Source organism: Prescottella defluvii, assembly GCF_000738775.1.
Lineage (GTDB): Bacteria > Actinomycetota > Actinomycetes > Mycobacteriales > Mycobacteriaceae > Prescottella > Prescottella defluvii.
Window position 1 is genome coordinate 1 of sequence record NZ_JPOC01000073.1, and the last position, 25,450, is coordinate 25,450.

Below are 25,450 nucleotides of genomic sequence, written 5' to 3' on the forward strand. Positions count from 1 at the left end.
AAGGAAGAATCAGCTGTGAGCAACACCGACACCACCCCCACTATCGGCACTACCGGCACTGCACGCGTGAAGCGGGGCATGGCCGAGATGCTCAAGGGCGGCGTCATCATGGACGTGGTCACCGCCGAGCAGGCCAAGATCGCCGAGGACGCCGGCGCCGTCGCCGTCATGGCCCTCGAGCGGGTCCCGGCCGACATCCGCGCCCAGGGCGGCGTCTCGCGCATGTCCGACCCCGACATGATCGACAGCATCATCGAGGCCGTCTCCATCCCCGTCATGGCCAAGGCCCGCATCGGCCACTTCGTCGAGGCCCAGATCCTGCAGTCCCTCGGCGTCGACTACGTCGACGAGTCCGAGGTCCTCACCCCCGCCGACTTCGAGAACCACATCGACAAGTTCTCGTTCACCGTCCCGTTCGTGTGCGGCGCCACCAACCTCGGCGAGGCCCTGCGCCGCATCAACGAGGGCGCCGCGATGATCCGCTCCAAGGGCGAGGCCGGCACCGGAGACGTCTCCAACGCCACCACCCACATGCGCAAGATCCGCCAGGAGATCCGCCGCCTGACCTCGCTGCCCGAGGACGAACTGTACGTCGCGGCCAAGGAACTGCAGGCCCCCTACGACCTCGTCGTCGAGGTCGCCAAGGCCGGCAAGCTCCCCGTCACCCTGTTCACCGCCGGCGGCATCGCCACCCCCGCCGACGCGGCGATGATGATGCAGCTCGGCGCCGAGGGCGTGTTCGTCGGCTCCGGCATCTTCAAGTCCGGCAACCCCGCCGAGCGGGCCGCCGCGATCGTCAAGGCCACCACCTTCCACGACGACCCCGACGTCCTCGCGAAGGTCTCCCGCGGCCTCGGCGAGGCCATGGTCGGCATCAACGTCGACGAGCTCCCCCAGCCGCACCGCCTCTCCGAGCGCGGCTGGTGATGTGAGAACCGGCTCGCGGGCGCCGCGTACCCCCGACGCGCGGCGCCCGCGGGCCTTCCCTTTCGGGGCGGCCGGCCGATCAGCCGGCTGCACCCGACAATCGCAGCACGTGGGTGGCCGAGACAGGGACCTGCGGCGGAAGTTCGACAGAGAGCTCACCGTCGCTCGCCGAGAAGTCCAGTGCGGCGGGGACACCGAGCAGTTCGACCCGGCCCACGCCGCGCAGATCGACTCCGCGCAGCGTGAAACGCCGGGTTCCGGGTAGGTCCAGCAGGAACACGAAGACATCGGTCCCCTGGCGGGTGTATCGAACCTGCGTGCCCTCCGATGTCGTACCGGCCGCGGTCGTCCACGGCCGACTGCCGATCACCGCGTCCCGGTTGACCGCCATCCACTCGCCCAGCCCTCGCAGCGGTGCCTGCTGTTCCTCCGGCACCGTTCCGTCGGCGGCTGGTCCGATTCCGATCAGCAGGTTGCCGTTCTTGCTGACGATGTCGACGAACGAGCGGATCAGTTCGGTGGCGGTGACGATGTCTTCCGGACGCTCGTTCCGGTTGGCAGCGAACGAATGGCCCACGCCGCGAGTCGATTCCCACTTCTCTGCGACGGCGGTGTCGAACTGGGCGTACTCCGGGCTCCGAAAGTCGTAGTGCGGCGACGTCGGGAAGACGAGTTCCTTCCTGTCGTCCGGCAGAAAGCGCCACGCCCGCTGCGCCAGCTCTCCGGCGCCGCGCAGCAGCGACTCGGAAAGCTTGTCCCGCTTCGTATCCTGCTCGGCCCACCGATCGTTGACCACGCCGTCGTCGACGGTGTTGTAGTAATACGCGAACAGCCCCGCCAGGTTTCCGCCGGCGGGCCAGCAGATGTCGTTCCACAGCACCGAGGGTCCGTAGCGGTCGATCAGTTCACGCACGTGCGCGGTGGCGTACTCGCGATAGTCGTCTCCGGGCGGGACCGCCAGCGCGAGGTCCGCCGGGCTGTCCATCAGCGCATCGTTGTACGGCCAGTCGTATCCGCCCGAGTAGTACAGGCCCATGCGCATACCCTGTGCCCGAACGGCATCGGTCAGATCACCGACCAGATCCCGCTTCGCGCGATAGGCGCCCTTCCGCGGGTGCGCCAGATCGGACGGCCACAGCGTGAACCCGTCGTGGTGCTTGGTGGTGAGAACGACGTAGCCGGCACCGGTCTGCGCACACAACGATGCGAGTGCGTCCAGGTCTGCAGACGACGACTCACGATCGAACTGCTCGACGAATCCGTCGTACGGGTACCCGTCGCCGTAGGTGTCGCGATGGTGCCGCTGCGTCGGGCTGCCGTCGATCCGCATCGAGTTGAGGTACCACTCCGCGTACGGATTGTTCCGCAGCATCCCCTGCGGTCCGCGCTCACGCATCAGCTTCTGGATGTCGTCGACCTGCGGCGCCCAGGCGGGGACGGAGTACAGGCCCCAGTGCACGAAGATGCCCAGTTTGGCGTCGTCGTACCAACCCGGAAGCGCTCGCCCGGACACCGATTCCCAAGTTGCTTCGAACATCGTCATCTCTCCTCGAAATTGGTCGATCGTGCCCCGCGGCGGTCAGATGCCCAGTCGCCGGGCCAGTTCGGAACCCCCGACGCGCGTGATCAGTTCGGGGTCGCCGCACACGACCAGCTGATCGCGAGCCCGCGAGAGCCCCACGTACAGTCGCTCTCGCGAACGCTCTTGCACCACAGTCTCGTTCACTGCCAGCACGACGGCGCGGCGCTCCAGACCCTTGAACCCGAGAACGTGCCCGTAGAACACCTGGTCAGCGTCCCAGAAGCTCTTCCAGTACTCCTCGCTGCCCTGCTGCTGCCGCGACACCTGTTCGGGATGCCTGCTCCCGGTGGTCAGCAGCGCCACGTCCTCCGGGCGCCACCCCTCGTCCATCAGTGCGTCGATCTGGTCGTCGGCGACCGTGAGAGCGTCGCCTGACGTGCAGGGGACGAAGCGGACCTCCGGGCCGTCGCCGCCGAGCAGCTTCATCCGCTGTCCGACGAGCGAGGTGAACGATCCGGCGATCTGCCTCGTGTTGCGCAGGTTCTGGTCGAGCACCAGCGGCACCAACTGGACCGGCGGCACGCCCTGCCGGTCGAAAACCCGCTGTCCCTCGTCGCTGAAGACGAAGATGCCGCCGTCGTCCTCGTCGCCCAGCGCGGCGAGTAACGGTTCCCACCAGGCATCTGCGAAGTCCTGCGCCTCGTCGACGACGACCGCGTCGAATCGCTGCTCCGGCGGGAGCTCCGCCGCGAGCGCCGCCATCTGGCGGGGCAGGTCGTGCTCCCAGAAGCGGACGGTGTCGGCGGTGCGGATGCTCTCGTCCGGGCCGTCCGGCGCACCCCACTGTTGGCCGAGCGCATGGAACTCACCGACATAGGCGGGTCGGTGTTTGCGCGGCCAGGTCTCGGTGAGCCGCTGGAGGTACGACGCCAGCCCGTGCGAATAACAGATCAGCGCAACCCGCTGCCCCGACTTCGCCAGCCGCCGCGCCTGTTCCACCGCGAGGAAGGTCTTGCCGCTGCCGGCACCACCCCGCACCTCGACCCGACGGAGCAGCCGGATCGCGTCGAGGACGACGGCCTGCTGCGCGGTGAGTGCATCGGCGGCGTCCTCGTTCGCCATCGCCCGCGCCACGACGTCACGCTGCGGCAGCCCCCGTCCGGACAGCGCGTCCGCGAGTTGGTCGATCCCGTCCCCGCCGAGATCGGGACGCCCCATCTGGTTCTTGACCAGGACCTTCCCCAGCCGCTGCGCCAACTGATCGAGTTCCGTGCGGTCGACGACCTTCCAGCGCGGGCACTCGGGCAGCGCGAACTCCTGCGGGATCACCGCGTTCGGGAACACCACCATGTGGTCCCAGTGCACCCGGCCGTGGCTCCACCGCGGGTCGCTCTCGACGAAACTCCGCAGCGCGTAACACGATTCCCGCACCTGCCGCACGGGCTCGATCACGGCCGGTCCGCGGCGGCGCTGCTGGATCCAGTCGGTCCCGTCGTGCCAGATCTCGCCGCCCTTGACCTCGAGACAGACGATCCCCCGTTCGGTCGCGACGAGGAAGTCCACCTCGTGGTCCTTGAGGTGATCGGTGACCCGCTTCCCGGCCACGACCAGGTCGCCGTCCCCGAGTTGCGCAAGCAACGCGTCCCACACCCGTTCCTCGGACGGGTTCTGCAGGACCGGTTCGTCCGGAATACGCAAAGGCATGCCGACAGCTTGGCATGCCGTGGCCCGCTACCGGGATCGCAACCGGAAGACCCGGGTCTCCCCGACCGCCCGAACCCTACTGCGCCCCACGCGCAGTCAGCGCCGCGATGTCGCCACCCAGGGTGCTGCGGAAGGTGCCGAGCAGTTCCTCGACCTCGCCCAGCTGGTCCCCCACCTGGTGGGTGTTCGCCGCGGACAGTTCCCGGTTGCCCGAACGCGCGATCAGGTCGTCGATCCGGGTGTCGAGGCTGGTGGCCCACCGCATCGACGCCATCGCGCGCAGCTGGGTCTCGGCCTGCGACAACAGATCCCCGATCCGGGCGAGCGAGGCAACCCGGTCGACCAACTGGTCCCACACCGGCTCGAGGGCCTCCCGCCGCAACGCCACGTGCCCGCGAGCCTCGGGCGTCGAGGCGGCCGCGTCGTCGAGTTCGCCGACGATGCCGCGCAGCGCGACGGTGTCGACGGCGATCTGGGTCAGTTCGTCGGCGAGGTCGAGTTGGGCGCGCTGGATCGAGAAATACTCCGAGTGCCACGCCGCCGACCCCTCGATCCGGTCGTACAGCGTGCCGGCGAGGAACAGCAGGGTGTCGTACCGGTCCGCGAACCGGTCATCGTCCGGCGCCGCCGCGCGTTCGAGCGCTTCGGCTGCCCGACGGCCCGCGTCCTGCGCCCGCGTGCTGTCGGACACCCGCAGGACCCGCGCCGCCGTCCCCTCGAGCACCGCGTTGCGCACCTCGTGCAGGTGCGGCCGCGGCACCGGCAGCGGCGCCGGGGTGCGGGTGAGCGCGTCGAACAGCGCGTCACGCTGCCCGGGATCGAGATGGATGCCGTCGCGCCGCTCACGCCGGATGGCCCGCACGCCGCCGGCGTAGTGGGCCCCGGACAGCGTCATCGCCGACCGCAGGCCGTCCAGCCGCTTGCCCAGCTCGGCGGCCCGGTACCGGTAGGCGAGCTGCGCCGGACCGGGACGCATGGCCCCGGCCCGGCGCAGGACCCGTGCGTGCTCGTCCGCGAGCAGGCGAAGCTCACCGAACCCGCCGATCGACGGCAGCGCGCGCCCACCGCGCCGACGGGCCGCGACGATCTGCCGGGTGGCGCCGTCGAGCCGGCCGGCCGCGATCAGCACCGCCGCGGCGTCCGAGAGCGGCGGGTGCCTACCCTCCAGCCGCGCGCGCTCGCACCAGCTGCGGACCTGGTCGTCGATGCGCGCGCGGCGTTCGGTCACACCGGGGAACCGATCGGGAACGGGCATGGTGCCTCCTCGAGGAGCCGTCTGCCCACCACTGTTCCAGAAATTCGGCGCCCCGTCGGGCTCACTCGATGACGGCGTCTGAGAATACCGGCGGATTGCCGAGGAACTGCCGGTGCGACGGCGGCTGCTTCCCCTCGAGGTCCTTGACGCCGAGTTCCTCCGCGACCTCGGCGCCGACCAGCACCTGGCCGCTGCGCTTCATCAGCTGAGGATCGCGGGCGAGGGCGTCGATGACGCGTCCAGGGAACTCCGCGGACTCGGCGGTCGCCGCCAGCCCGTCGTATGCGCCCGGGTTCGCATCGAAGCCCGCCTTCGTGCGCTCGGTCATGAGCAGACCCATCCAGAGCGAGACGACCGCGACGTTGAACGGCCGGAAGTCGACGGCCATGTCGTGGGCCATCTTGTCGACTGCGGCCTTGCCGGCGCCGTACGCGGGTCCGTGCATGTAGCAGGTGCCACCGAACGACGACGTGTTCACGACCAGGCCCTCACCGTTGGCGGCGAGCAGCGGCGCGGCGTAGTAGCTCGAGACGTAGCTCGACCGCATGCCGACGTCCAGCACGTCGAGCAGCGAGAGTGACTTCTCCCAGAACGGACCCTTCTTGGTGAGCTCGTCCGGCACGTTCAGCGCGTTGTTGACGAGGATGTCCAGGCGGCCGTGCTCCTCGGCCAGCTGAGCGAAGAACGCCTCGACCTGCGTGTCGTCGCTGTGGTCGAGGACCACCGGGACGCCAGTGCCGCCGCGGTGGGTGATCTCCTCGGCCGTCGCGAACACCGTGCCCGGCAGCGGCGCGTCACCCTCGGTCTGCGTCCGCCCGGTGACGTACACCTTGGCACCGCTCTCGGCGAGTGCCAGCGCGATGCCCTTTCCTGCACCACGGCTCGCGCCCGTGACCACCACGATCCGATCCGAACTCAGACCCACTATCAACTCCAACCGTCGTCGGGAGACCACACGGAGGGTGTGGCCCACGTCTCATTCAGCACACCGTAAGCGTGGGCATCCGTGCATGTCACTTCCCGATGGACGGGAAAACCAATCCGACGTGGAAACTGCTTGAATCGACACATGACGCAGGACATCCCGGCGCGCCCCCACCGACCCCTCGATGGCGTGCGCGTACTCGAACTCGGCAACTACATCGCCGCCCCCACCGCCGGCCGACTGCTGGCCGACTTCGGCGCCGAGGTGATCAAGGTCGAGCGTCCCCGCACGGGCGACGAACTGCGCAACTGGCGCCTGTATTCGGGCAGCACGTCGATGCTGTACCGCACGATCAACCGGAACAAGAAGTCGATCGTGCTGGATCTGCGGTCCGACGAGGGCCGCCGACTGGTGCTGGACCTGGCGGCGAAGTGCGACGTCCTGCTCGAGAACTTCCGGCCCGGCACGCTGGAGAAGTGGGGCATCGGGCCCGCGCAGTTGGACGCGGTGAACCCCGGCCTCGTGATCACCCGGATCTCCGCGTTCGGCCAGACCGGCCCCCTCGCCGAACGTCCCGGATTCGCGGCCGTCGCAGAGGCGCTCGGCGGTTTCCGTGAACTCGTGGGCGACCCGGACCGTCCGCCGGTGCGCGTCGGTGTGTCGATCGGGGACTCCATCGCCGGCCTCTACGCCGCGTTCGGGTCCGTGATGGCGCTGTTCCAGCGGCAGTCCCGCGTCGGCGAACCGCTCGCGCTGTCGCAGCGGATCATCGACGTCGCGCTCAACGAGTCGATCATGTCGATGATGGAGTCCCTCGTCCCGGACTACCTCGCGTACGGGGTCAAGCGTGAGCGGGTCGGCGGCCGGATGGAGGGCATCGCGCCGTCCAACGCGTACCCGTGCAGCGACGGCACCAGCATCATCATCTCCGGCAACGGTGACGCGATCTTCCAGCGCTACATGGAGACCATCGAACGCCCCGACCTCGCGGCGGACGCGGACCTGCAGACCAACGCCGGACGGTGGGCGCGCCGCGACGAACTCGACGCCGCGATCGGCGCGTGGACGTCGCGTCACACGCGCGACGACGCGCTGCGCATCCTCGACGACGCGAACGTCCCGTCCGGCCCGATCTACACCGCCGCCGACATCGTCGACGATGAGCAGTACAACGCACGCAACATGATCCAGACGTTCGACGTGGACACCGGCGCCGAATCGCCTCAGCCGGTGGGCTTCCCGGGGATCGTGCCGGTGATCGGCGACAAGTCGCTGCCCATCGACCACGTCGGCCCGGATCTCGGCGAACACACCCGCGAGGTGCTGGCGACCGTGCTCGGCCTGCCCGACGCCGAGATCGACCGGATCGTCGCCGAGACGGAGGCCTGATGAGCTACTCCTTTGCACCGCAGTCGATCCTGCGTGACGTCACACTCCGCGACGGACTGCAGCTGACCGGCAAGGTGCTGCCCACCGAACGCAAACTGGAGATCGCGCGGGGGCTGCTGGCCCTCGGCGTTCCCGAACTCGAGATCGGCTCGATGGCGCGGCCCGATCTGGTGCCGCCGATGGCGAACACCCTCGAGGTGATCGGCGAACTGACGCCGGAGGAACTCGGCCGCTGCTGGGTGTGGGTGGCCACGCCCCGGCACGTGGAGAAGGCCGCGGCGGCCGGTGCCCGCAACTTCCAGTACTGCTTCTCGGCGTCGGAGTCGCACAACCGCGCCAACATCGGGCGGTCGACGGACGACAGCCTCGCCGCGATGCCCACGGCGATCGAGTTGACCCGCGAGGTCGGCGGGCGCATCCAGTTGTGCATCGCGACGTCGTTCACGTGCCCGTTCGAGGGCGAGGTTCCCGTCGAGCGCGTGCTGGCGATCGCGAACGACCCGCGCGGGGAGGGCGCCGACGACATCGTCCTCGCCGACACCCTCGGCCAGGCCGTGCCCGCGCAGGTGGCCGCGCTGGTCGGGCGGGTGAAGGCCGAATCGCCGCAGCGCCGCATCGTCTTCCACGGTCACGACACGTGGGGGCTCGGAGTCGCGAACACCCTCGCCGCGATAGGTGCCGGGGCATCCGTCGTCGACGGCTCGCTCGGCGGACTCGGCGGCTGCCCCTTCGCGCCCGGCGCGAGCGGCAACACCTCCACCGAGGACATCGCCTTCGCGACCCGCCCCGAATGGCTCACCCCGAGCACCCTCACCGGGCTCGTGGACATCGCCGCACCGATGCTCACGGAACTGGGCGAACCCAACCGCTCCCGCACCGCGGAGGGAACACGCTCCGAGGCAAGAGCATTCGAGTGGGTGCGGCCGGCCGGCTGACGTCGTCCCACTCGCCGGTGTTGCGGCAGCCCGACGCTGGGCCCATCCAGATTCCCTCACGGCCTGCTCGGGGAGGCGATCGATGTGGCCCTGTACTGGATCATCACCGGGGGGCAGGATGCCACCCTGGCTCTAACGGGATTCCGACACCGGCCCCTCGACGAGTTCGCCCACCAATCGGTTGACCTCCTCGCGGGTGAGGTGTGAGCCGACGGCCGCGTACTGCTCGTACTCCTCGTCGTCCAGGGCATCGTGGACGACGGCTGCCTCGATCGGCCCGTCCACGGCGTCGATCCACCCCGGCAGGAAACCGGCCTGCGCGCCGAGGGCGTCGACCGCCCCCAACAGCACCGCACCGTCGGTGGGACGCCCCGCTGCGGCCAGCACCGCCGCCGTGGAGTGGATCATGACGAGCCACGACGTCACATCGCCCTCCTCCCGGAGGTCTGCCCGCAGCACCCGCATCGTCGCCAACGCGCCTTCGACATCGCCGGCATCCGCATCGGCCTTCATCAGCGCCCACGTCGACGACGTCACAGCCCATCGGTGGCCGCACCGCTCCGCAACCCGAATCGCTTCCCGGAGTTCGACACGTGCCGCCTCGACCTCCCCCACCGAACGCAGCAACATGCCGAACACCATCCGGGCCTCGGCCTCGGCCCACCCGGCATCGTGGTCGGCCGCCAGCTGCACCGAGTGGCGGGCCAGTTCGACGGCTTCCTCGGGCCGGCCCTGCATCGCCACGAAATGCGCCCGCCAGGCGTCGTCCCGTGCCACCTCGCCCGTCTCACCGATCGAGGACCACAACTGCGCGCCCCGCCGCACCGAGTCCTCCGCGGTCGCGGCATCACCGGTCAGATAGGTGAGCGAGGCGAGTCCGTCCAGTGCGCGCGCCATCACGCGAGGCTCCGGTGGGCGCCAGTCCCCCGCCACCAGATCCAGTGCGGTGCGGAGAAACTGCAGCCCCTCCCCGACGTTGCCGACGCGGTACCAGTACCAGGCGAGACCGCCGGCCAACTCGAGCGCGTAGTGCGCGTCGTCCACTGCGAAGGCCGACTGCAGTGCGGCCCGATGCTCCGCCTGGTCCTGCGCGAGCATGCTCATCGCCTGTCCCGCGCGGGCACTGCGCAGCGCACCCGCGACGGACTCGACGCGGGCGAGGACGAAGGCCCGGTGCGCGGCGTGGACCGCGATCGACTCCGCATCGTCGGTCTGCTCCCGCGCGAACCGGCGCACCGTCGCGAGCATCCGGTAGCGGGTGGGCGAACTGCCGGGAACGACACGCACCAGCCAGCGGCGAACGAGGGCGGTCAGCACACCGGACACCTCCGCGGGGCTGCCCAGCATGCACATCGCCGTAGCACCATCCAGATCGAACGACCCGGCGAACACCGCGACCCGACGCAGAAGGCGGGCCTCCCCGTCCGACATGAGCCGGTTCGCCCAGTCGATCATGTCCCACAGCCGACCACGAGCAACCGCGTCCTCGGTGGAGCCTCCGTGCTGCAGCGCGTACCGGCCCACCAGGCCCGCCGCGATCTGGTCCTCACGCATCCAATGCAGCTGCGCCGCAGCGAGTTCGATTCCCAGAGGGAGTCCGTCGATCACACGGCAGATCGTGTGCACGGCCGCCGTGTTCTTCGAATCCAACTCCCAACCGGCGGTGATACCGCGTGCCCGCTCGACGAACAGCTCGATCGCGGCGCCGTCCACCGGCAACGGCTCGACCGCGTACACGGCCTCACCCTCGATCCCCAGTGACGCGGTGCCCGTGACGATCACGTGGATCTTCGAGCACCTCGCGACGATCGCCCGTGCGACATCGGCCGCGTAGTCGGCGACGTGTTCGCAGTTGTCGAGGACGAGTACACATGAGCGAGCCGCCAGCACCTCCGCCAGATGGGTCGCCGATCCCACGCCCGGCAACGACAGCAGGGTCGCGATCGTCGACGGGATCAACGCACCGTCGGTCACCTTCGTCAGATCGACGACCCACGGCCCGTCCGGATCGTCGCGCCGCCGGCACACCTCGATGGCCAGACGGGTCTTGCCGACGCCACTGGTGCCGACCAGGGTGACCAGCCGCCGCTCGTCGAGCAACTGCATGACCGCCGAGACGTCCCGCTCACGATCGATCAGCCGGGTCCGCGGCACGACGAGATTCGACCCCGACTTCCGCGGTGGCGGTGACACCCGCGCCGACTCCAGATACACACTGTCCTTCGTCATGATCGCGGTCTCGAGGCGCCGCAACCCCGCGCTGATCTCGGTACCGAGGCGATCGTCGACGATGGCCCGACAACGGCGGATCGCCGCGAGCGCGTGAGGCAACTGACCGGCACGACACAACCCCAGCACCAGCAGTTCCCACGCCCGTTCGTCGAGCGGATGATCGGCCACCAACGCCTCGGCCTCGACCACCGCAGACGCCGGGGCCTCACCGTCGAGTTGTGCCGTCGCATAAGACATCCGCGCGTGGTACCGCAACGCCGTCAGCTGTGCCACCTCGGTCTCGATGAACACGGTCTCGGTGAACGCCGACGACGGGATCCCCGCATACGCGATGCCGCGCCACTCGCGGAGGCTCTCCCGGTAGGCGTGCGCGGACGCGTCCGGTGAACTGGCCTGCAATGCGTCGCCCTGACGGACACGGTCGACGAAGCGTGCCGAATCCACGGCGTCACGATCGACCGCCAACTGATACCGCGTGCCCTCGCGCACCAGGACGCTGTCGCCGGGCCCCGCCCGGTCACCGTCGAGCCTGCTGCGCAGACCGTCCAACGCCTGCTCGAGCGGATCGGTGTCCCCGGCACCGACCTGTCCGTCACCCGCTGCCCCCGCACGCGGGTGACGGACCTGCGCGCGCAGACGCTCGATGTCGACGGAATACGGGAACGCCACGAGGAGCGCCGCGAGCAGTGCGCGCTGCTGCTCGTCGAGCACCACGGGTCTGCCGTCGCGCTCGGCCGCGACGGGACCCAGGACCACGAACTCGACTCCGTTCGCCATCGGCCACTCCTTCACGCAGTCCGGGCAGACCGTCAGCCCGAGACGTCGACCATGCCGTGCCCCGCGACGTCGGCGACGAGGACCCGCAGGTGATCGTCGGTCGAGCCGAGGGTGTGTTCGATCGCGGTCAGCCGGGACACGTAGTGCCCCACCGCATACTCGGCGGTCATACCGATCCCGCCGTGCATCTGGATCGCCTCCTGCCCGATGTGCCTGGCCGACCGGCCGATCCGCAGCTTCACGCGCGACGCGACCACCGGATCGATCACACCGTCGGCGAGCGACATCGTCGCGTACAGACTCATGCTGCGGGCAAGTTCCAGCGATACGTACATGTCGGCCGCACGGTGAGTCAGGGCCTGGAAACTCGCCAGCGGCACACCGAACTGTTTACGGGTCCGCAGGTACTCGGTGGTCAGCCGCAGCGTCTCCTCCATCGCACCCACCGCCTCGGCGCACAGCGCGGCCTGCCCGCGGACCTGCGCCGCGCGGATCGCGACGACGGCATCGCCGCCGTCACCCAACGGCTCGGCAGGGGCGTCCCTGAACTCGATCTGCGCGGCACGCAATCCGTCGTGGGTCCCGTACCGCCGCCGGACGACACCGGGTGCATCCGCGTGCACCAGGAACAGACCGACACCACCGTCCGGCAGTGCCGCGGACACGACGACGGTGTCGGCGCAGTCCCCGTGCGGTACCGGATTCTTGATACCGGTCAGGTTCCACGAATCACCCTGCCGCACAGCACTGGTACCCACCTCCATCGTCGGCCACCGACTCCCGGATTCGGCGTGCGCGAACGCGAGCAGCACCGCGCCGGCGAGGACACTGGGCAGGATCTTCCGCCGCTGCTCCTCCGAGCCGAGATCGACGAGCAGTGATCCGGGTACCAGAATCGCATCGAGCAGTGGTTCCGGCGCGAGCCGTCGGCCCAGTTCGGTCATCACCAGTCCGACCTCGACCGGGCCGGCATCCGAGCCGCCGTCCTCCTCGGAGAACCCGAGTCCGAGCAGTCCGGTCTCGGCGAGCCTGCGCCACACATCCTCGCTCCACCCACGGGGCGTCGCCTTGACCGCCGTGAGTGTCTCCGGGTCGTAGCTGCGGGCGAGGAGTTCCCGCGTCGTGTCGCGCAGCAACTTCTGTTCGTCGTCGAGTTCGAAGTCCATGCCACACCTCACAATCCGAGGATCGACGACGCGATGATGGTGCGCTGCACCTCGCTCGATCCGCTGTAGATCGACACCTTGCGGTAGTTCAGGTACGCCGGTGCGGCCCGCTGCGCCCACAGGGGACTCTCGATGTCGTCACCGGCATCGAACGGCAGGGAGTCCGGTCCGGCGACGTCGACGAGGAGTTCGGTTGCGGCCTGCTGCAATTCGGATCCACGCAGCTTCAACAACGACGACGCCGGGTCCGGCTTGCCGTGCGCCGAACCCGCGACCACACGCAGCTGCGTGAGTTCGAGTGCGAGTAGTTCGTTCTCGAGTTCCGCGACGCGGGCCGCGAACAGCGGGTCGTCGAGCAACGTGCCCGCACCGAGCGCCGTGCGCGCCGCATGCTCCTTCGCGCGCGCCAGCTTGATCTTGGTACGACCGACGCCGGTGACCCCGGTGCGTTCGTTGCCGAGGAGGAACTTCGCGTAGCTCCAGCCGGCATTCTCCTCCCCCACCAGGTTCTCGGCCGGCACCCGGACGTCGTCGAAGAAGACCTCGTTGACCTCGTAGCTGCCGTCGATCAGGCGGATCGGGCGCACCGTCACACCCGGGGACGTCAGGTCCACCAGGATGAACGAGATCCCCGCCTGTTTCTTCGGAGCGTCCGGATCGGTGCGCACGAGGCAGAAGATCCAGTCCGCGTACTGGGCCAGCGTGGTCCACGTCTTCTGCCCGTTGATCACGTAGTCGCCGCCGTCGCGGACGGCCCGGGTCTGCAGCGATGCCAGGTCGGACCCCGATCCCGGCTCCGAGAAACCCTGGCACCACCAGATGTCGAGGTTGGCGGTCGCCGGCAGGAACCGCGCCTTCTGTTCGTCCGAACCGAACGTGGCGATCACCGGACCGACCATGTTGGCGTTGAACGCCAGAGGTTCCGGGACCGCCGCCAACTGCATCTCGTCGAGCCAGATGTGCCGCTGCACCGCACTCCAGTCCCGGCCGCCCCACCGGGCGGGCCAGTGCGGTACCGCGAGGCCGGCCGCGTTCAGGATGCGTTGCGTCCGGACCACGTCGTCGCGACCGAGCGTCGCGCCCGATGCCACCCGCTCACGGATGTCCGCGGGAACTTCACTCCGGAAGAACGTGCGCATCTCGTCGCGAAACGCGCGTTCCTCCGGTGTCAGCGCCAGATTCATCGATGGTTACCTCCGCACGCACGAACCCGGACCTGTCCTCGTTGCGAACGTTACCCTCCTGGCGTGCGCCGACAGGAGTCTTTGGCGGCGCGTCGGCCGGGCGGATCGGACGGGACCGGTCGGGCTCAGCGGCTCTCGAGGACCAGCAGATACCCTCCGCCGCCGGAGTCGATGCGGGTGGTCAGATCCAGGTCCGGCGCAAGCCGCGAGAGACGGTCGAGGAGCCACTCGCCGGCCGCCCGCGCATCCGCCTCGCCGGGGCACCGCGCCACGGCGACCCGGCCGCCCTTGCGGCTCAACTGTTCGACGACACCGATGATCGGCGCCGGGTCCACCACGAACAACTCGTCCGGCCACGCGACGACCGGCTTGATCGCGCCCTTCTTCGTGTTGCAGGCCCGGTGCGCCAGACGCTCCTGCACCGACTTGCCCTTGCTCTTCTTCGCGGTGCTGATGCCGTCGACGCTCGGCCCCCGCGGATCGTTGACCGACATGTCCGGGTCGACCGGTTCGTCGCACAGCCAACAGCGCCAGCCGTCACGATCACCGATGTCCTGCAGGTTGCTCACGCGAAGACGGTACCTTCGCGGCCGAAGCCGGCGAAGGTACCGTCCCTGGTTTCGCCGCGACTACATGTCGGCGATGGCCTCGAGCGGCCTCGTCCGCGCCGCCCGGTTGGCGGGCCACAACGCGGCCAGGACACCCACTACAGCGGAGCCCAGCAGCATGCCCAGCACCTGCCCCCACGGCACCGAGATCTGGTCCAGGCCCTGGTCGGCGAGCGTCCGGACGAAGCCCCAGCCGAACACCACACCGAGGATCACCCCGACCAGCGCACCGAACACCGCGATCAGCACCGACTCCAGATAGATGGTGCGACGGACCTGCGCCCGCTGCATGCCGACCGCGCGCAGCATGCCGATCTCCCGGCGACGCTCCACCACCGACAGTGCGAGGGTGTTCACGATGCCGAGGATCGCGATGACGACCGCGAGCGCGAGCAGGCCGTACAACACCGCGAGCAGCGCATCGATCTGCTGCCCCTGCGTGCCCTTGAACTGTTCGCGGTCCTGCACCTGCACCACGACGAACGGATCGGTCGCGGCGGCGAGGTCGGTGGCCATCGTCGTCGGATCGGCGCCGGGCGCGGCCTTGATCAGCACCGCCCACTCGGTGCGCATGTTCGGCGCCGTCATCTCCTGGTACACCTGATCCGAGACCAGCCACGGGCCCAGCAACTGGTTGTCCTCGTAGATGCCGGTGACGGTCGCGACGACCTGCTCACCGTCACGGTCGGTGAGCGTCACCGGGGTGTCCACCGCCCAGCCACGATCGGACGCCTCGCTCTCACTGACGAGCATGTCGGTGCCGGACACCGACGAGGACCCCTCCTTCATCGTGTAGGAGAGCACGCCTTCCGGCGACCCGCTGAGCGCGGTGCCGAACACGTCCTCGTCGTCCAACTTGGCAGCGACGCCGTGCAGGGAGATCGCGTCGGTGACACCGTCGACCCTTGCCGCGGCGCCGGCGGCACCCGCCGGCACCCCGATCCCCTGCGGGCCGGTGAGCACGAAGTCGGCTTCCACGCCCTTGTCGACGAGGGAGTTCACGCTCGCCTTGGCGGACGCACCGAACACCCCGATCACCGACACGAGCATCAATCCGAGGGTCAGTGCGAAGGCCGTCGCCGCGGTGCGGCGCGGATTGCGGACGGCGTTGGTTCGGGCCAGACGCCCGACCGGACCGAACGGCTTGGCGAACACCGCACCGAGGCCTCCGACCACCGGACGCGACAGCGCCGGAGCCGCGAGCAGGACCGCGAGTACGAGCGCCAGCGCGCCGAGTCCGACGATCGCCGCAGCGCCCCCGCCGGTGGATTGTGCGCCGACGACCAGGGCGAGTACACCCAGCACGGCCGCGATCGCACCGATCAGCGTGCGCACCCGCAAGGTGTCGCCCGTGGAGGCGAACTCCTCACGCATCGCCGCGACCGGCGGAACCTTGGCGGCCCGGCGCGCCGGCGCGTACGCGCTGACGACCGTGACGATCACACCGAGCACGAGGGCCACGATGATAGTGCGCGGCGCCACCTGCAGCGGGCCGTCGGGCAGGCCGAGATCGAAAGCGTTGAGCAGGGCCCGCAGACCGTAGGCGAGACCGATGCCGGCGGCGATGCCCAACGCACTGCCGATCACGCCGACGATGAGTGCCTCGAACACCACCGACCGTCCCACCTGCTTGCGGCTGGCACCGATCGCGCGCAGCAGTGCCAACTCCTTCAGGCGCTGCGCGACGATCATCGAGAACGTGTTGTAGATGATGAAGGTGCCCACCAGCAGCGCGATCGCACCGAACGCCAGCAGGAAGTAGTTGACGAAGCTCAGCGCCTCGCCGATCCCGTCCTTGACCTCCTGCTTGACCTCGGCACCGGTCTGCACCTTGGTGTCGGGCAGGGCCGCGGCGATCCGATCCCGCAACTCGTCCTGCGACGCGCCGGTACCGGCGACATCGATGTAGCCGACGTGGCTGCCGTCGGTGAACAGCTCACGGGCCTGCGCGTCCGTGAACAGCGCGCCCACGTACCCGCCGGTGTCGGTCTCGGGGGCGTAAATCCCCGAGACCGTGACGTCGTTCCAGCCGCGCATCGTCAGCACTCGCGTCGGCGAGCCGACGTCCAGGCCGGCGCGGGTCGCGGCGCTCTGGTTGAGCGCGATCTGACCGGGCTGCTCCGGCGGCGTGCCTGCGACGAACTCCGTCGGCTCACCGAGAGTCTGGTCCGGCGGCAGGTAGGACATGCCCATGCTCGGCGCGCCGCCGTTCTGCATGGGCTTGCCCGCCGAGTTCAGAACCACGATCTGACCGTCCACGGCCGGCGCGACGGTCCGGACGCCGTCGACCGCGCGGATCGTGTCCACGTCGGCGATCGGGACTCCGCTCGACCCCCGCTCCTCGGGGCTGACACGGACGTCGACGCCCTGCGCGGTGCCGTCGAAGATGCTGTCGAACGTCTTCTGCAGGGTGTCGGTGAACACGAACGAACCGGCCACGAAGGCCGTGCCGAGCACCACCGACAACACGGTCAGAGCGAGCCGCACCTTGTGGGCGGCCAGATTGCGCAACGACACCTTGCGCATCGGGGAATTGGTCACTGCCATGACGTCAGACCGTCTCGAGGTTCTTCATGCGGTCCAGCACCGACTCGGCGGTGGGCTCGCGCAACTCGTCGACGATCCGACCGTCCGCCAGGAAGACGACGCGGTCCGCGAAGCTCGCGGCACGCGGGTCGTGCGTGACGATCACGACAGTCTGACCGAACTCGTCGACCGCGGCCCGCAGGATCGACAGCACCTCGCCGGACGAGCTCGAATCCAGGTTGCCGGTCGGCTCGTCGCCGAAGATGATCTCCGGCTGCCCGGCCAGTGCCCGCGCGCACGCCACTCGCTGCTGCTGGCCGCCGGACAGTTCACCGGGCCGGTGGTCGAGCCGGTCCCGCAGCCCGAGCCGATCGATCACGGTGTCGAGCCACTGCTGATCGGCCTTCCGGCCGGCGATGTCGAGCGGCAACGTGATGTTCTCGAGGGCGGTGAGGGTCGGCACCAGGTTGAATGCCTGGAACACGAAGCCGATCCGGTCACGACGCAGCTGGGTCATCTGCTTGTCGGAGAGGGTCGTCAGATCGGTGGCGCCGATCAACACCGAACCCGACGACGCCGCATCGAGGCCGGCCAGGCAGTGCATGAGCGTCGACTTACCGGAGCCCGACGGCCCCATGATGGCGGTGAACTCCCCCCGCTCGAACTCCGCGGACACGCCCGCGAGGGCGTGGACCTGGGTGTCCCCCGACCCGTAGACCTTCGTCAGGTTGACTGCGCGAGCGGCGACTGTGGTTTCGGTGGGCAACTCGGTTTCGGTTGGCATGCCCACCATCCTCACCCGCGGGCCCGACAGAACACCATCGGGGACATCCCTGATCTTGTACCCCGACCTGCGGATGACGGGTCAGTCGTGGGAGAACGCGCGGGCTATCTCCCGCTCGAGATCGAGGTACGGCTCGCCGGAGACGTCGGCCACCACCTTGGCGATGGTGCCACCGCGGAACCGGAACGGTGCCGAGTAGAGCACCGAGACGGACTGCCCGGGATCGCGCCCGACGCGAATGCCCTCACCGACCCCGGAGAACATCGCCGGCTGCACCCGCATCCCGGCGAAAGAGCCCACCGCACGGTCGTCGATATACAGCGTCGTGTCCCCGACCGGCGTGAACTGGTCGTCGGCCGCGCCGGTCCTCACGAACCGGACCCCGAGGACATGGTCGCCGGGTGTCACCGGTTCCGTGGACACCACGACCTGCTCCTCCTCGCCCAGGAAGTTGTAGACGTACTTCAGGAACCCGTCCTGCACGAACAATGTGTGCCCGCCGAGACGGCCGCCGTGCGCGAACAGGACGCCCTCCACGTCGTCCGCCGATTCGACGACTGTCTCCGCGAGCACCGAGAACGACCGGCCCCGCATCTCGAGGGCCGCACCCGGACCCACCTCCGCGGCGTCCGGGTAGTAGACGAACGAGTCGCGAGCGCCGGTGAGATACGGCCGGTACCGCAGGAACGCGGACACGATGTCGAGGTCGTTGAGCGGCAGCCCGCCGTACTTCTCCGCCTCCGCGAACCACAGAGCCCGCATCTCGTCGAGCTTGTCCGGCCGCGCGGCAGCCAGGTCGTGGACCTGGCTGCGATCGCGCGCGATGTGGAACAACTCCCACCGGTCGTCGTCGAAGTGCGACCAGTTCGACGGCGCGGCGGGGTGGACGGTGTTCGCGAACCAGCCGTCGTGCCAGATCCCGCGGGTCCCGAGCATCGAATAGAACTGTGTCAGCTTCCCGGTTGCCGCATCGGGGTCGGCGAGGATCGGCCGGAAGCTGGTGCCCTCGAGCGGCCGCTGCGGGACGCCACCGACCAGGAGCGGTGGATCGATGCCCAGGCACTCGTAGACGGTCGGCGTGATGTCGCAGACGTTGACGTAGTGGTCGCGGATCTCGCCACGGGCCGCGATGCCGTCCGGCCACGAGATCAGGCACGGGTCCGCGATCCCACCCTCGTGCGAGGCATACCGCTTGAACAGCTTGTACGGGGTGTTGAACGCCATCGCCCAGCCGAGGCAGTAGTGGTTGTAGGTCTCCGGGCTGCCCAACTGGTCGATCTTCGCCAACCCGTCCTCGACCTTGTCGATGTACCCGTTGAAGAACTTGTACTCGTTGACCGATCCGTTGGGTCCGCCCTCACCACTGGCCCCGTTGTCCGACAGCAACACGATCATGGTGTTGTCGAGCTGACCCGATTCCTCCAGATAGTCCAGCAACCGGCCGAGTTGGGCGTCGGTGTAGCTCTGGAACCCGGCGAACACCTCCGCCATCCGGCAGAACAGCCGCTTCTCGTCGTCGTCGAGCGACTCCCAGGGCCGCACCGTGTCCTGCTCCGGCCACGGCAGACCCTCCGCACTGACCTCGCCGGCGTACGGGTTCATCGGGGACAGTTCGGTGTCCGCCGGAATCAGGCCGAGCCGCTTCTGATTCTCGAGGACGATCTCCCGGTACCGCTCGTAGCCCATGTCGAACCGCCCACGGTAGCGGTCCGCCCACTCCTGCGGAACCTGGTGCGGCGCATGCCCACAACCCGGACACAGATACATGAACCACGGCTTGTCGGGGGCGATCACCTTGGAGTCGCGGATGAACTCGATCGACTTGTCCGCCAAATCCTTCGACAGGTGATACCCGTCCTCCGGCCCGTACGGAGGCTCGACCGGATGGTTGTCGTAGACCAGGTTCGGGTACCACTGGTCGGCCTCGCCGCCGAGGAACCCGTAGAACCGCTCGAACCCCCGCGCCAGGGGCCAGTTCCTTTTGGTCGCCGCGAGATTCGCTTCCTCGAGCGGCGTCAGGTGCCACTTGCCCACCGCGTAGGTGTTCCAGCCACGCTCACCCAGGACCTCGGGCAACAATGCGCAGTCCGCCGGAATGCGACCGCTCGAATTGGTGAACCCGTCGGTGAACTCCTCGACGGTGGCCATCCCCACCGACGTCGCGTTGCGACCGGTCAGCAGCGACGCCCGGGTCGGCGAGCACAGCGCCGTCGTGTGGAACTGGCTGAGCAGCAGACCGCGGTCGGCGATCCGTTTCAGGTTGGGCATTTCGACCAGACCGCCGTACATGTCCCACGTGCCGATGCCGGTGTCGTCCCACACGACGTACAGGACATTCGGCGCCCCTTCGGGCGCACGAGGTTCCGCGAACGGCGCCCAGTCCGGGGTCGAGTCCCGGATGTCGACCGAGACCTTGCCCGAGAAAGCCTTACCCGTGAATTCCTTGAATTCCTCAGCCATAGCCGGGTCCTCCCGATGCGGTGAGAGTCTCATCATCACACGCACCGGGAGGCCGGCGGGCCGGATCGTCGGACTACGTCCGAGTTACGCTCACGCCCAGCGGGCCTGGCCGCCGTCCAGCGGAATCGTGGCACCGGTCAGGTACGCCGCATCGGGGCCGACCAGGAACGCGACTGCATTGCCGATGTCGGTCTCGGCGTCACCGATCCGCCGCATCGGGATGCTCGCGACGAATGCGGCAGCCTCCTCCGGGCGCGCATCGGCCCACCGCTGCAGACCCGGCGACATCGCGTGCGGTGCAACAGCATTGACGCGAATATTGTCCACACCCCACTCGCACGCCGCAGCACGGGTGAGTGACCGGACGGCCTCCTTCACCGACGCGTAGCCGCCGTACGAACTGGCATCCCAGCGCACTGCGACCGACGAGACCATGTTGACGATCGCGCCGCCGCCACGCTCCTTCATGAGCGGGTAGCAGGCCTGCATCGTGCGAAGCGCCGCAATCGGACCCGACGTGTACGCACGCTCGAGGAAGTCCGCCTCGAGATCGTTGATCGGCCCCAACGGGTTGAGGCTCGCGTTGTTGATCAGGATGTCGACACCGCCGAAGAGTGCGGCCGTCGTGTCCACCGCACGCGTGATGTCGTCCGCGCTCGACACGTCCGCGACGACCGGTTCGGCGACGCCGCCGAACGCCGCGATCGCCTCGCAGGTTTCGATCAGCTTCGACTCCGTCCGGCCGGAAACCGCGATCCGCGCGCCCTCCTTGGCGAGTGCGAATGCAATTCCCTGACCGACGCCCTGGCCGGCGCCCGTGATGAGCGCGACCTTTCCGTCCAACTTGCCCATGTGGTCTCAATCTCCCGCATCTGTCGGTGTGCTGACCGACACGTAACCAGGTGTCGGCCGCCGACGCCGGGCGTTTCTCGATGACCGGGACCACTCCGCCGCTACGCTCGACGTCATGCGGATCGGAGCCCATGTCCGGCAGGATGCCGACCCCATCGGGGCCGGCGAGCGTCTCGGCGCGGACATCGTCCAGTTGTTCCTCACCGACCCCCAGAAGTGGGACAAACCCGAACCGCACCCGCAGACCGAACAGATCCTCGCGAGTCCGATCGACGTCGTCGTCCACTCGTCGTACGTCATCAACGTCGCGAGCCTCAACAACCGGCTCCGGATGCCGTCCCGCAAGGCCGTCGCCGACCAGGCCGCCGCGGCCGCCGACATCGGCGCCGTCGGACTCGTCGTCCACGGCGGACACGTCCGCGACGGCGAGGATCCGGCCGCAGGCATCGAGAACTGGCGCAAGCTGTTCCAACGCCAGCAGGACAAGGGCGGCTTCCCGGTCCCGATCCTCATCGAGAACACCGCCGGCGGCGACTTCGCCATGGCCCGGCACCTCGACGCGATCGGACGCCTGTGGGACGCCGTCGGCGAGTTCGATGCCGGCTTCTGCCTCGACACCTGTCACGCGTGGGCGGGCGGCGAGGAACTGCTAGGCATCGTCGAACGGGTCCGGGCGATCACCGGACGCATCGACCTGGTCCACCTGAACAACTCGCGCGACGAGTTCGACTCGGCGCGCGATCGACACGCGAACCTCACCACCGGCCTGATCGACCCCGCGATGCTGACCGCCGTCGTGTCCGCGGCCGGTGCCCCCGTCATCCTCGAGACCCCCGCCGACGGTGTCGCCGACGATCTGGCCTACCTCCGCGACGCTCTCGCCGGCGACTGAACGCGTCCTACATCACACATACCGAATCGGACACGACGCCGCGTCGGACCGTGACGGTGGAACGTGCCCGCCCTACCATCGCCAGTCATGACGCACCTTCGGTCCCGCCGCACGCTCGCCATCTCCACCGTCGCCGTCGCGGCGTTCGCGCTCGCCGGTTGCTCGAGCCCGGACACCGAGCAGACCTCGTCGACGACACCGATCACCACGTCGACGTCCGAGGCGTCCCCGTCGAACGTCGCGCCGCTCGCGGCCGCCGACGGCACGATGACGGAGGCCCCGACCGAGGCCGCCCCGCAGACCGGCCAGGCCTCCCCCGACGCCGCGCTGACCATCACCGACATCCGGGTCGGCAAGCACGACGACTTCGATCGCGTGGTGTACGAGTTCGGCGGCGTCGGCAGCCCCGGATGGCAGGCCGAGATCGTGTCCACCGCGAATCAGCAGGGCAGCGGCAAGCCCCTCGCGGTCGCGGGCCAGGGCATCCTCCAGGTCCTCATCGAGGGATCGGCCATGCCGTTCCAGTCCGGTGTCGAACCGTACGCGGGCCCCAACCCACTCGAGGTCGAGTCGGGTGTCGTGGTGACCGAGGTCCGCGACGCCGGAATCTTCGAGGGGCGGGCGCAGACCCTCATCGGGCTGTCCCATCGGGATGTCGGCTACCGCGTCTACACGCTGAGCGATCCCACCCGTCTGGTCGTCGACGTCGCGCACTGACACTCACCGGCGCTCGCCCATTGACCTCGAGCAATGTTGAGGTCTTACCTTCGGTGTCGGACCCTGGCCGTATGGTGACCGGGCCGATGAGAGGGGCGATCGATGAGCATGGAAGTCACCGCGCGGAACGCGATGTACAACGCGATGCACGCGGAGCAGGACCGTCGCCCCTTCTCCCGCGCCACGCTGCGCCGGGTGGCGGGCTACGCCCGACCGCACCGTCGCCACATCACATGGTTCCTGCTGCTCAGCATCGTCACCGCTGCGCTGGCGGTGGCCACACCGGTCCTGGCCGGTCGCGTGGTCGACGCCATCGTCTCGGGGGACAGCACCGCCGTCGTGGTGAGCCTGGCCCTGGTCATCGCTGCGATCGCACTGCTCGAGGCGGGCCTGGCGATCGTCACCCGGTGGCTGTCCGCGAGCATCGGCGAGGATCTCATCCTCGACCTGCGCCGGGCCGTGTTCGACCACGTCCAGCAGATGCCGGTCGCGTTCTTCACCCGCACCCGAACCGGCGCGCTGGTCAGCCGGCTCAACAACGACGTGATCGGGGCGCAACGCGCGTTCAGTAACACCCTGTCCGGCGTCGTCGGGAACCTCGTGACACTGGTGATCACGCTGATCGTGATGATCGGGATCTCGTGGCAGATCACCCTGCTGTCGTTGCTGCTGCTGCCGATCTTCGTCCTGCCGGCCCGCCGGATGGGCGCACGTCTCGCCCAACTCAATCGCGAAGCCGCCAACCACAACTCGTCGATGAGCACGCAGATGACCGAACGGTTCTCGGCGCCGGGAGCGACGCTGGTGAAGCTGTTCGGCCGTCCGGAGCAGGAATCCGCCGAGTTCGCGGTCCGCGCCCGCCGGGTCCGCGACATCGGCGTCCGCACCGCGATGCTGCAATCGGTGTTCGTCACCGCCCTGACGCTGGTGTCGGCGCTGGCCCTCGCGCTGGTGTACGGACTGGGTGGCTTCTACGCACTGCGCGGCCAACTCGAGGCGGGCGCGGTCGTCTCGCTGGCGCTGCTGCTCACCCGGCTGTACTCACCGTTGACGTCACTGGCGAGTGCCCGCGTGGACGTCATGAGTGCGATGGTCAGCTTCGAACGGGTCTTCGAGATCCTCGACCTGAAACCGCTCATCGCGCAGAAGCCCGACGCCGTCGACGTCCCCGCGGGCCCGGTGTCGGTCGAGTTCCGGTCCGTCGACTTCGCGTACCCCTCCGCCGACAAGGTGTCCCTCGCGTCGCTCGAGGAGGTCGCCGGACTCGACACCCGCACCGGCGGCGCCGTGCTGCACGACGTCAGCTTCCGGCTGGAGCCGGGCCGGATGGTCGCGCTGGTCGGCTCCTCCGGCGCCGGGAAGTCCACCATCGCGCAGATCCTCCCCCGGCTCTACGACGTGGACGCCGGAGCCGTCCTGATCGGCGGCGTGGACGTCCGGGAGCTGACCACCGATTCGCTACGCCGAACCGTCGGAATGGTGACGCAGGACGGGCACCTGTTCCACGAGTCGGTGCGCTCCAACCTGATGCTGGCCCGCCCCGACGCGACCGAGGACGAACTGTGGGAGGTCCTGCGCCGGGCGCGGCTGACCGCTCTCGTCGAGTCGCTGCCCGACGGTCTCGACACCGTCGTCGGCGAGCGCGGCTACCGGTTGTCCGGCGGCGAACGGCAACGCCTCACCATCGCTCGTCTGCTCCTCGCGCAACCACGGGTCGTGATCCTCGACGAGGCCACCGCCCATCTCGACTCGACCTCCGAAGCCGCGGTCCAGGAGGCCCTGAGCGAGGCGCTCGACGGCCGGACCGCGATCGTGATCGCGCACCGACTGTCCACCATCCGCGCGGCCGACCTGATCCTCGTGGTCGAGAACGGTCGAATCGTCGAGCGCGGCAATCACTCCGAACTGCTCGCCGCCGGCGGACGCTACGCCGAACTGCACCGCACCCAGTTCGACACCGGCGCCTCCGGGGCCCGGGTCCTCACCGAGGTGCTGCGCTGACCGCAGCGCCGCGTCAGAAGAAGCGGCGGATGTTGTGGATCCGGAAGTCCGACAGCGGCCGCAGCCCGGTCGGGACACCCGTGCCGTACGCGTTGAAGACCATGCCGTTGCCGGCGTAGATCCCGACGTGGCCGGCGATGTCGTAGGTGTCCATCGTGATGACATCGCCGGGTTGCAGCACCGACAGCGGGACCAGCATGCCGCCGGTGAACCGCGCCATCTCCTGACTGGTCCGCGGCAACTCGATGCCGACCGTGCGGAACGCCCACTGCACCAGACCCGAGCAATCCCACGCGTCGGGACCGTTGCCGCCCCACAGGTACGGCTTCCCGGACTGCGTCGTGGCCGCCGCCAGGGCAGCGAGACCACGTAGGCTGGGGATCGGCAGGGGAATCGCGATGTCACCGCTGCCGGCGAACAGGCTCGCACTGCCGCTCCCACCCGAACTCCCGGGCATCGAACCCGAACCGGGGTCGGCCGCCGCGGGTGCGGCCAGAGCGATTGCACCACCCGCGATCAGGGCGGCCGCGACGAGACCTCGACGAATCGTGTGGACCACGCTCGTGCCTCCTAGCTGAAGAGTGAGCCCATCCC

At 69.0% G+C, this 25,450-nt stretch carries 19 protein-coding genes; 6 read left to right on the forward strand and 13 right to left on the reverse strand.

Annotation, left to right across the window (positions count from 1 at the left end; genetic code table 11):
- Positions 1-15: 15 nt before the first annotated feature.
- Positions 16-927 (forward strand): pyridoxal 5'-phosphate synthase lyase subunit PdxS, encoded by a 912-nt coding sequence (gene pdxS / locus IJ15_RS0122270; protein ID WP_051919490.1) that lies wholly within the window; start codon positions 16-18, stop codon positions 925-927.
- 79 nt (positions 928-1,006) lie between these two features.
- On the opposite strand, the gene IJ15_RS0122275 is transcribed toward pdxS, so the two are convergent.
- From IJ15_RS0122275 to IJ15_RS0122290, 4 genes are all read right to left on the reverse strand, one after another.
- The gene (locus tag IJ15_RS0122275; RefSeq protein ID WP_031940546.1) at positions 1,007-2,464 is read right to left on the reverse strand and encodes an alpha-L-fucosidase; all 1,458 of its coding nucleotides are present in this window, start codon (positions 2,462-2,464) and stop codon (positions 1,007-1,009) included.
- A gap of 42 nt (positions 2,465-2,506) precedes the next feature.
- The gene (locus IJ15_RS0122280; RefSeq protein WP_031940547.1) at positions 2,507-4,153 is read right to left on the reverse strand and encodes an NERD domain-containing protein; all 1,647 of its coding nucleotides are present in this window, start codon (positions 4,151-4,153) and stop codon (positions 2,507-2,509) included.
- Positions 4,154-4,229: 76 nt separating this feature from the next.
- Positions 4,230-5,408 carry a hypothetical protein gene (locus IJ15_RS0122285; RefSeq protein WP_031940548.1) on the reverse strand — a complete coding sequence of 393 codons (1,179 nt, stop codon included), beginning with the start codon at positions 5,406-5,408 and terminating at the stop codon, positions 4,230-4,232.
- A gap of 61 nt (positions 5,409-5,469) precedes the next feature.
- The gene (locus tag IJ15_RS0122290) at positions 5,470-6,333 is read right to left on the reverse strand and encodes an SDR family NAD(P)-dependent oxidoreductase (protein WP_051919495.1); all 864 of its coding nucleotides are present in this window, start codon (positions 6,331-6,333) and stop codon (positions 5,470-5,472) included.
- A gap of 144 nt (positions 6,334-6,477) precedes the next feature.
- Between IJ15_RS0122290 and IJ15_RS0122295 the strand changes: the two genes are divergently transcribed.
- Together IJ15_RS0122295 and IJ15_RS0122300 are read left to right on the forward strand one after the other, a co-directional pair.
- The gene (locus IJ15_RS0122295) at positions 6,478-7,722 is read left to right on the forward strand and encodes a CaiB/BaiF CoA transferase family protein (RefSeq protein ID WP_031940550.1); all 1,245 of its coding nucleotides are present in this window, start codon (positions 6,478-6,480) and stop codon (positions 7,720-7,722) included.
- A complete protein-coding gene (locus IJ15_RS0122300; protein ID WP_031940551.1) occupies positions 7,722-8,657 on the forward strand; it encodes a hydroxymethylglutaryl-CoA lyase in 936 nt (311 codons plus the stop codon). Before IJ15_RS0122295 ends, IJ15_RS0122300 begins: the two co-directional genes overlap by 1 nt.
- A gap of 132 nt (positions 8,658-8,789) precedes the next feature.
- Here the strand turns inward: IJ15_RS0122300 and IJ15_RS0122305 are convergent, their stop codons facing one another.
- The 8 genes from IJ15_RS0122305 to IJ15_RS0122340 form a co-directional block, all read right to left on the reverse strand.
- Positions 8,790-11,666: an ATP-binding protein gene (locus tag IJ15_RS0122305; RefSeq protein ID WP_031940552.1), complete on the reverse strand. Its 2,877-nt coding sequence runs from the start codon at positions 11,664-11,666 to the stop codon at positions 8,790-8,792.
- 32 nt (positions 11,667-11,698) lie between these two features.
- A complete protein-coding gene (locus IJ15_RS0122310; RefSeq protein ID WP_031940553.1) occupies positions 11,699-12,832 on the reverse strand; it encodes an acyl-CoA dehydrogenase family protein in 1,134 nt (377 codons plus the stop codon).
- 8 nt (positions 12,833-12,840) lie between these two features.
- A complete protein-coding gene (locus IJ15_RS0122315) occupies positions 12,841-14,016 on the reverse strand; it encodes an acyl-CoA dehydrogenase family protein (protein ID WP_031940554.1) in 1,176 nt (391 codons plus the stop codon).
- Positions 14,017-14,141: 125 nt separating this feature from the next.
- On the reverse strand, positions 14,142-14,585 hold the full coding sequence (locus IJ15_RS0122320; protein ID WP_031940555.1) for a hypothetical protein: 444 nt from the start codon (positions 14,583-14,585) through the stop codon (positions 14,142-14,144).
- A 60-nt stretch (positions 14,586-14,645) separates the two neighbouring features.
- A complete protein-coding gene (locus tag IJ15_RS0122325) occupies positions 14,646-17,171 on the reverse strand; it encodes an ABC transporter permease (protein WP_031940556.1) in 2,526 nt (841 codons plus the stop codon).
- A gap of 4 nt (positions 17,172-17,175) precedes the next feature.
- Positions 17,176-17,943: an ABC transporter ATP-binding protein gene (locus IJ15_RS0122330; protein WP_031940557.1), complete on the reverse strand. Its 768-nt coding sequence runs from the start codon at positions 17,941-17,943 to the stop codon at positions 17,176-17,178.
- A 72-nt stretch (positions 17,944-18,015) separates the two neighbouring features.
- Positions 18,016-20,394, reverse strand: coding sequence for an arylsulfatase (locus IJ15_RS0122335; RefSeq protein WP_031940558.1), 2,379 nt, complete (start codon positions 20,392-20,394; stop codon positions 18,016-18,018).
- A 90-nt stretch (positions 20,395-20,484) separates the two neighbouring features.
- A complete protein-coding gene (locus tag IJ15_RS0122340; protein WP_031940559.1) occupies positions 20,485-21,246 on the reverse strand; it encodes an SDR family NAD(P)-dependent oxidoreductase in 762 nt (253 codons plus the stop codon).
- A gap of 115 nt (positions 21,247-21,361) precedes the next feature.
- Here IJ15_RS0122340 and IJ15_RS0122345 point away from each other — a divergent pair, with 115 nt between their 5' ends.
- The 3 genes from IJ15_RS0122345 (at position 21,362) to IJ15_RS0122355 (ending at position 24,856) form a co-directional block, all read left to right on the forward strand.
- On the forward strand, positions 21,362-22,138 hold the full coding sequence (locus IJ15_RS0122345; RefSeq protein ID WP_031940560.1) for a deoxyribonuclease IV: 777 nt from the start codon (positions 21,362-21,364) through the stop codon (positions 22,136-22,138).
- Between the two features lie 87 nt (positions 22,139-22,225).
- A complete protein-coding gene (locus IJ15_RS0122350; RefSeq protein WP_031940561.1) occupies positions 22,226-22,855 on the forward strand; it encodes an AMIN-like domain-containing (lipo)protein in 630 nt (209 codons plus the stop codon).
- A 102-nt stretch (positions 22,856-22,957) separates the two neighbouring features.
- Positions 22,958-24,856: an ABC transporter ATP-binding protein gene (locus tag IJ15_RS0122355; protein ID WP_031940562.1), complete on the forward strand. Its 1,899-nt coding sequence runs from the start codon at positions 22,958-22,960 to the stop codon at positions 24,854-24,856.
- 13 nt (positions 24,857-24,869) lie between these two features.
- Here IJ15_RS0122355 and IJ15_RS0122360 read toward each other — a convergent pair whose 3' ends face one another.
- Positions 24,870-25,415 (reverse strand): NlpC/P60 family protein, encoded by a 546-nt coding sequence (locus IJ15_RS0122360; protein ID WP_407984115.1) that lies wholly within the window; start codon positions 25,413-25,415, stop codon positions 24,870-24,872.
- Positions 25,416-25,450 lie beyond the last annotated feature (35 nt).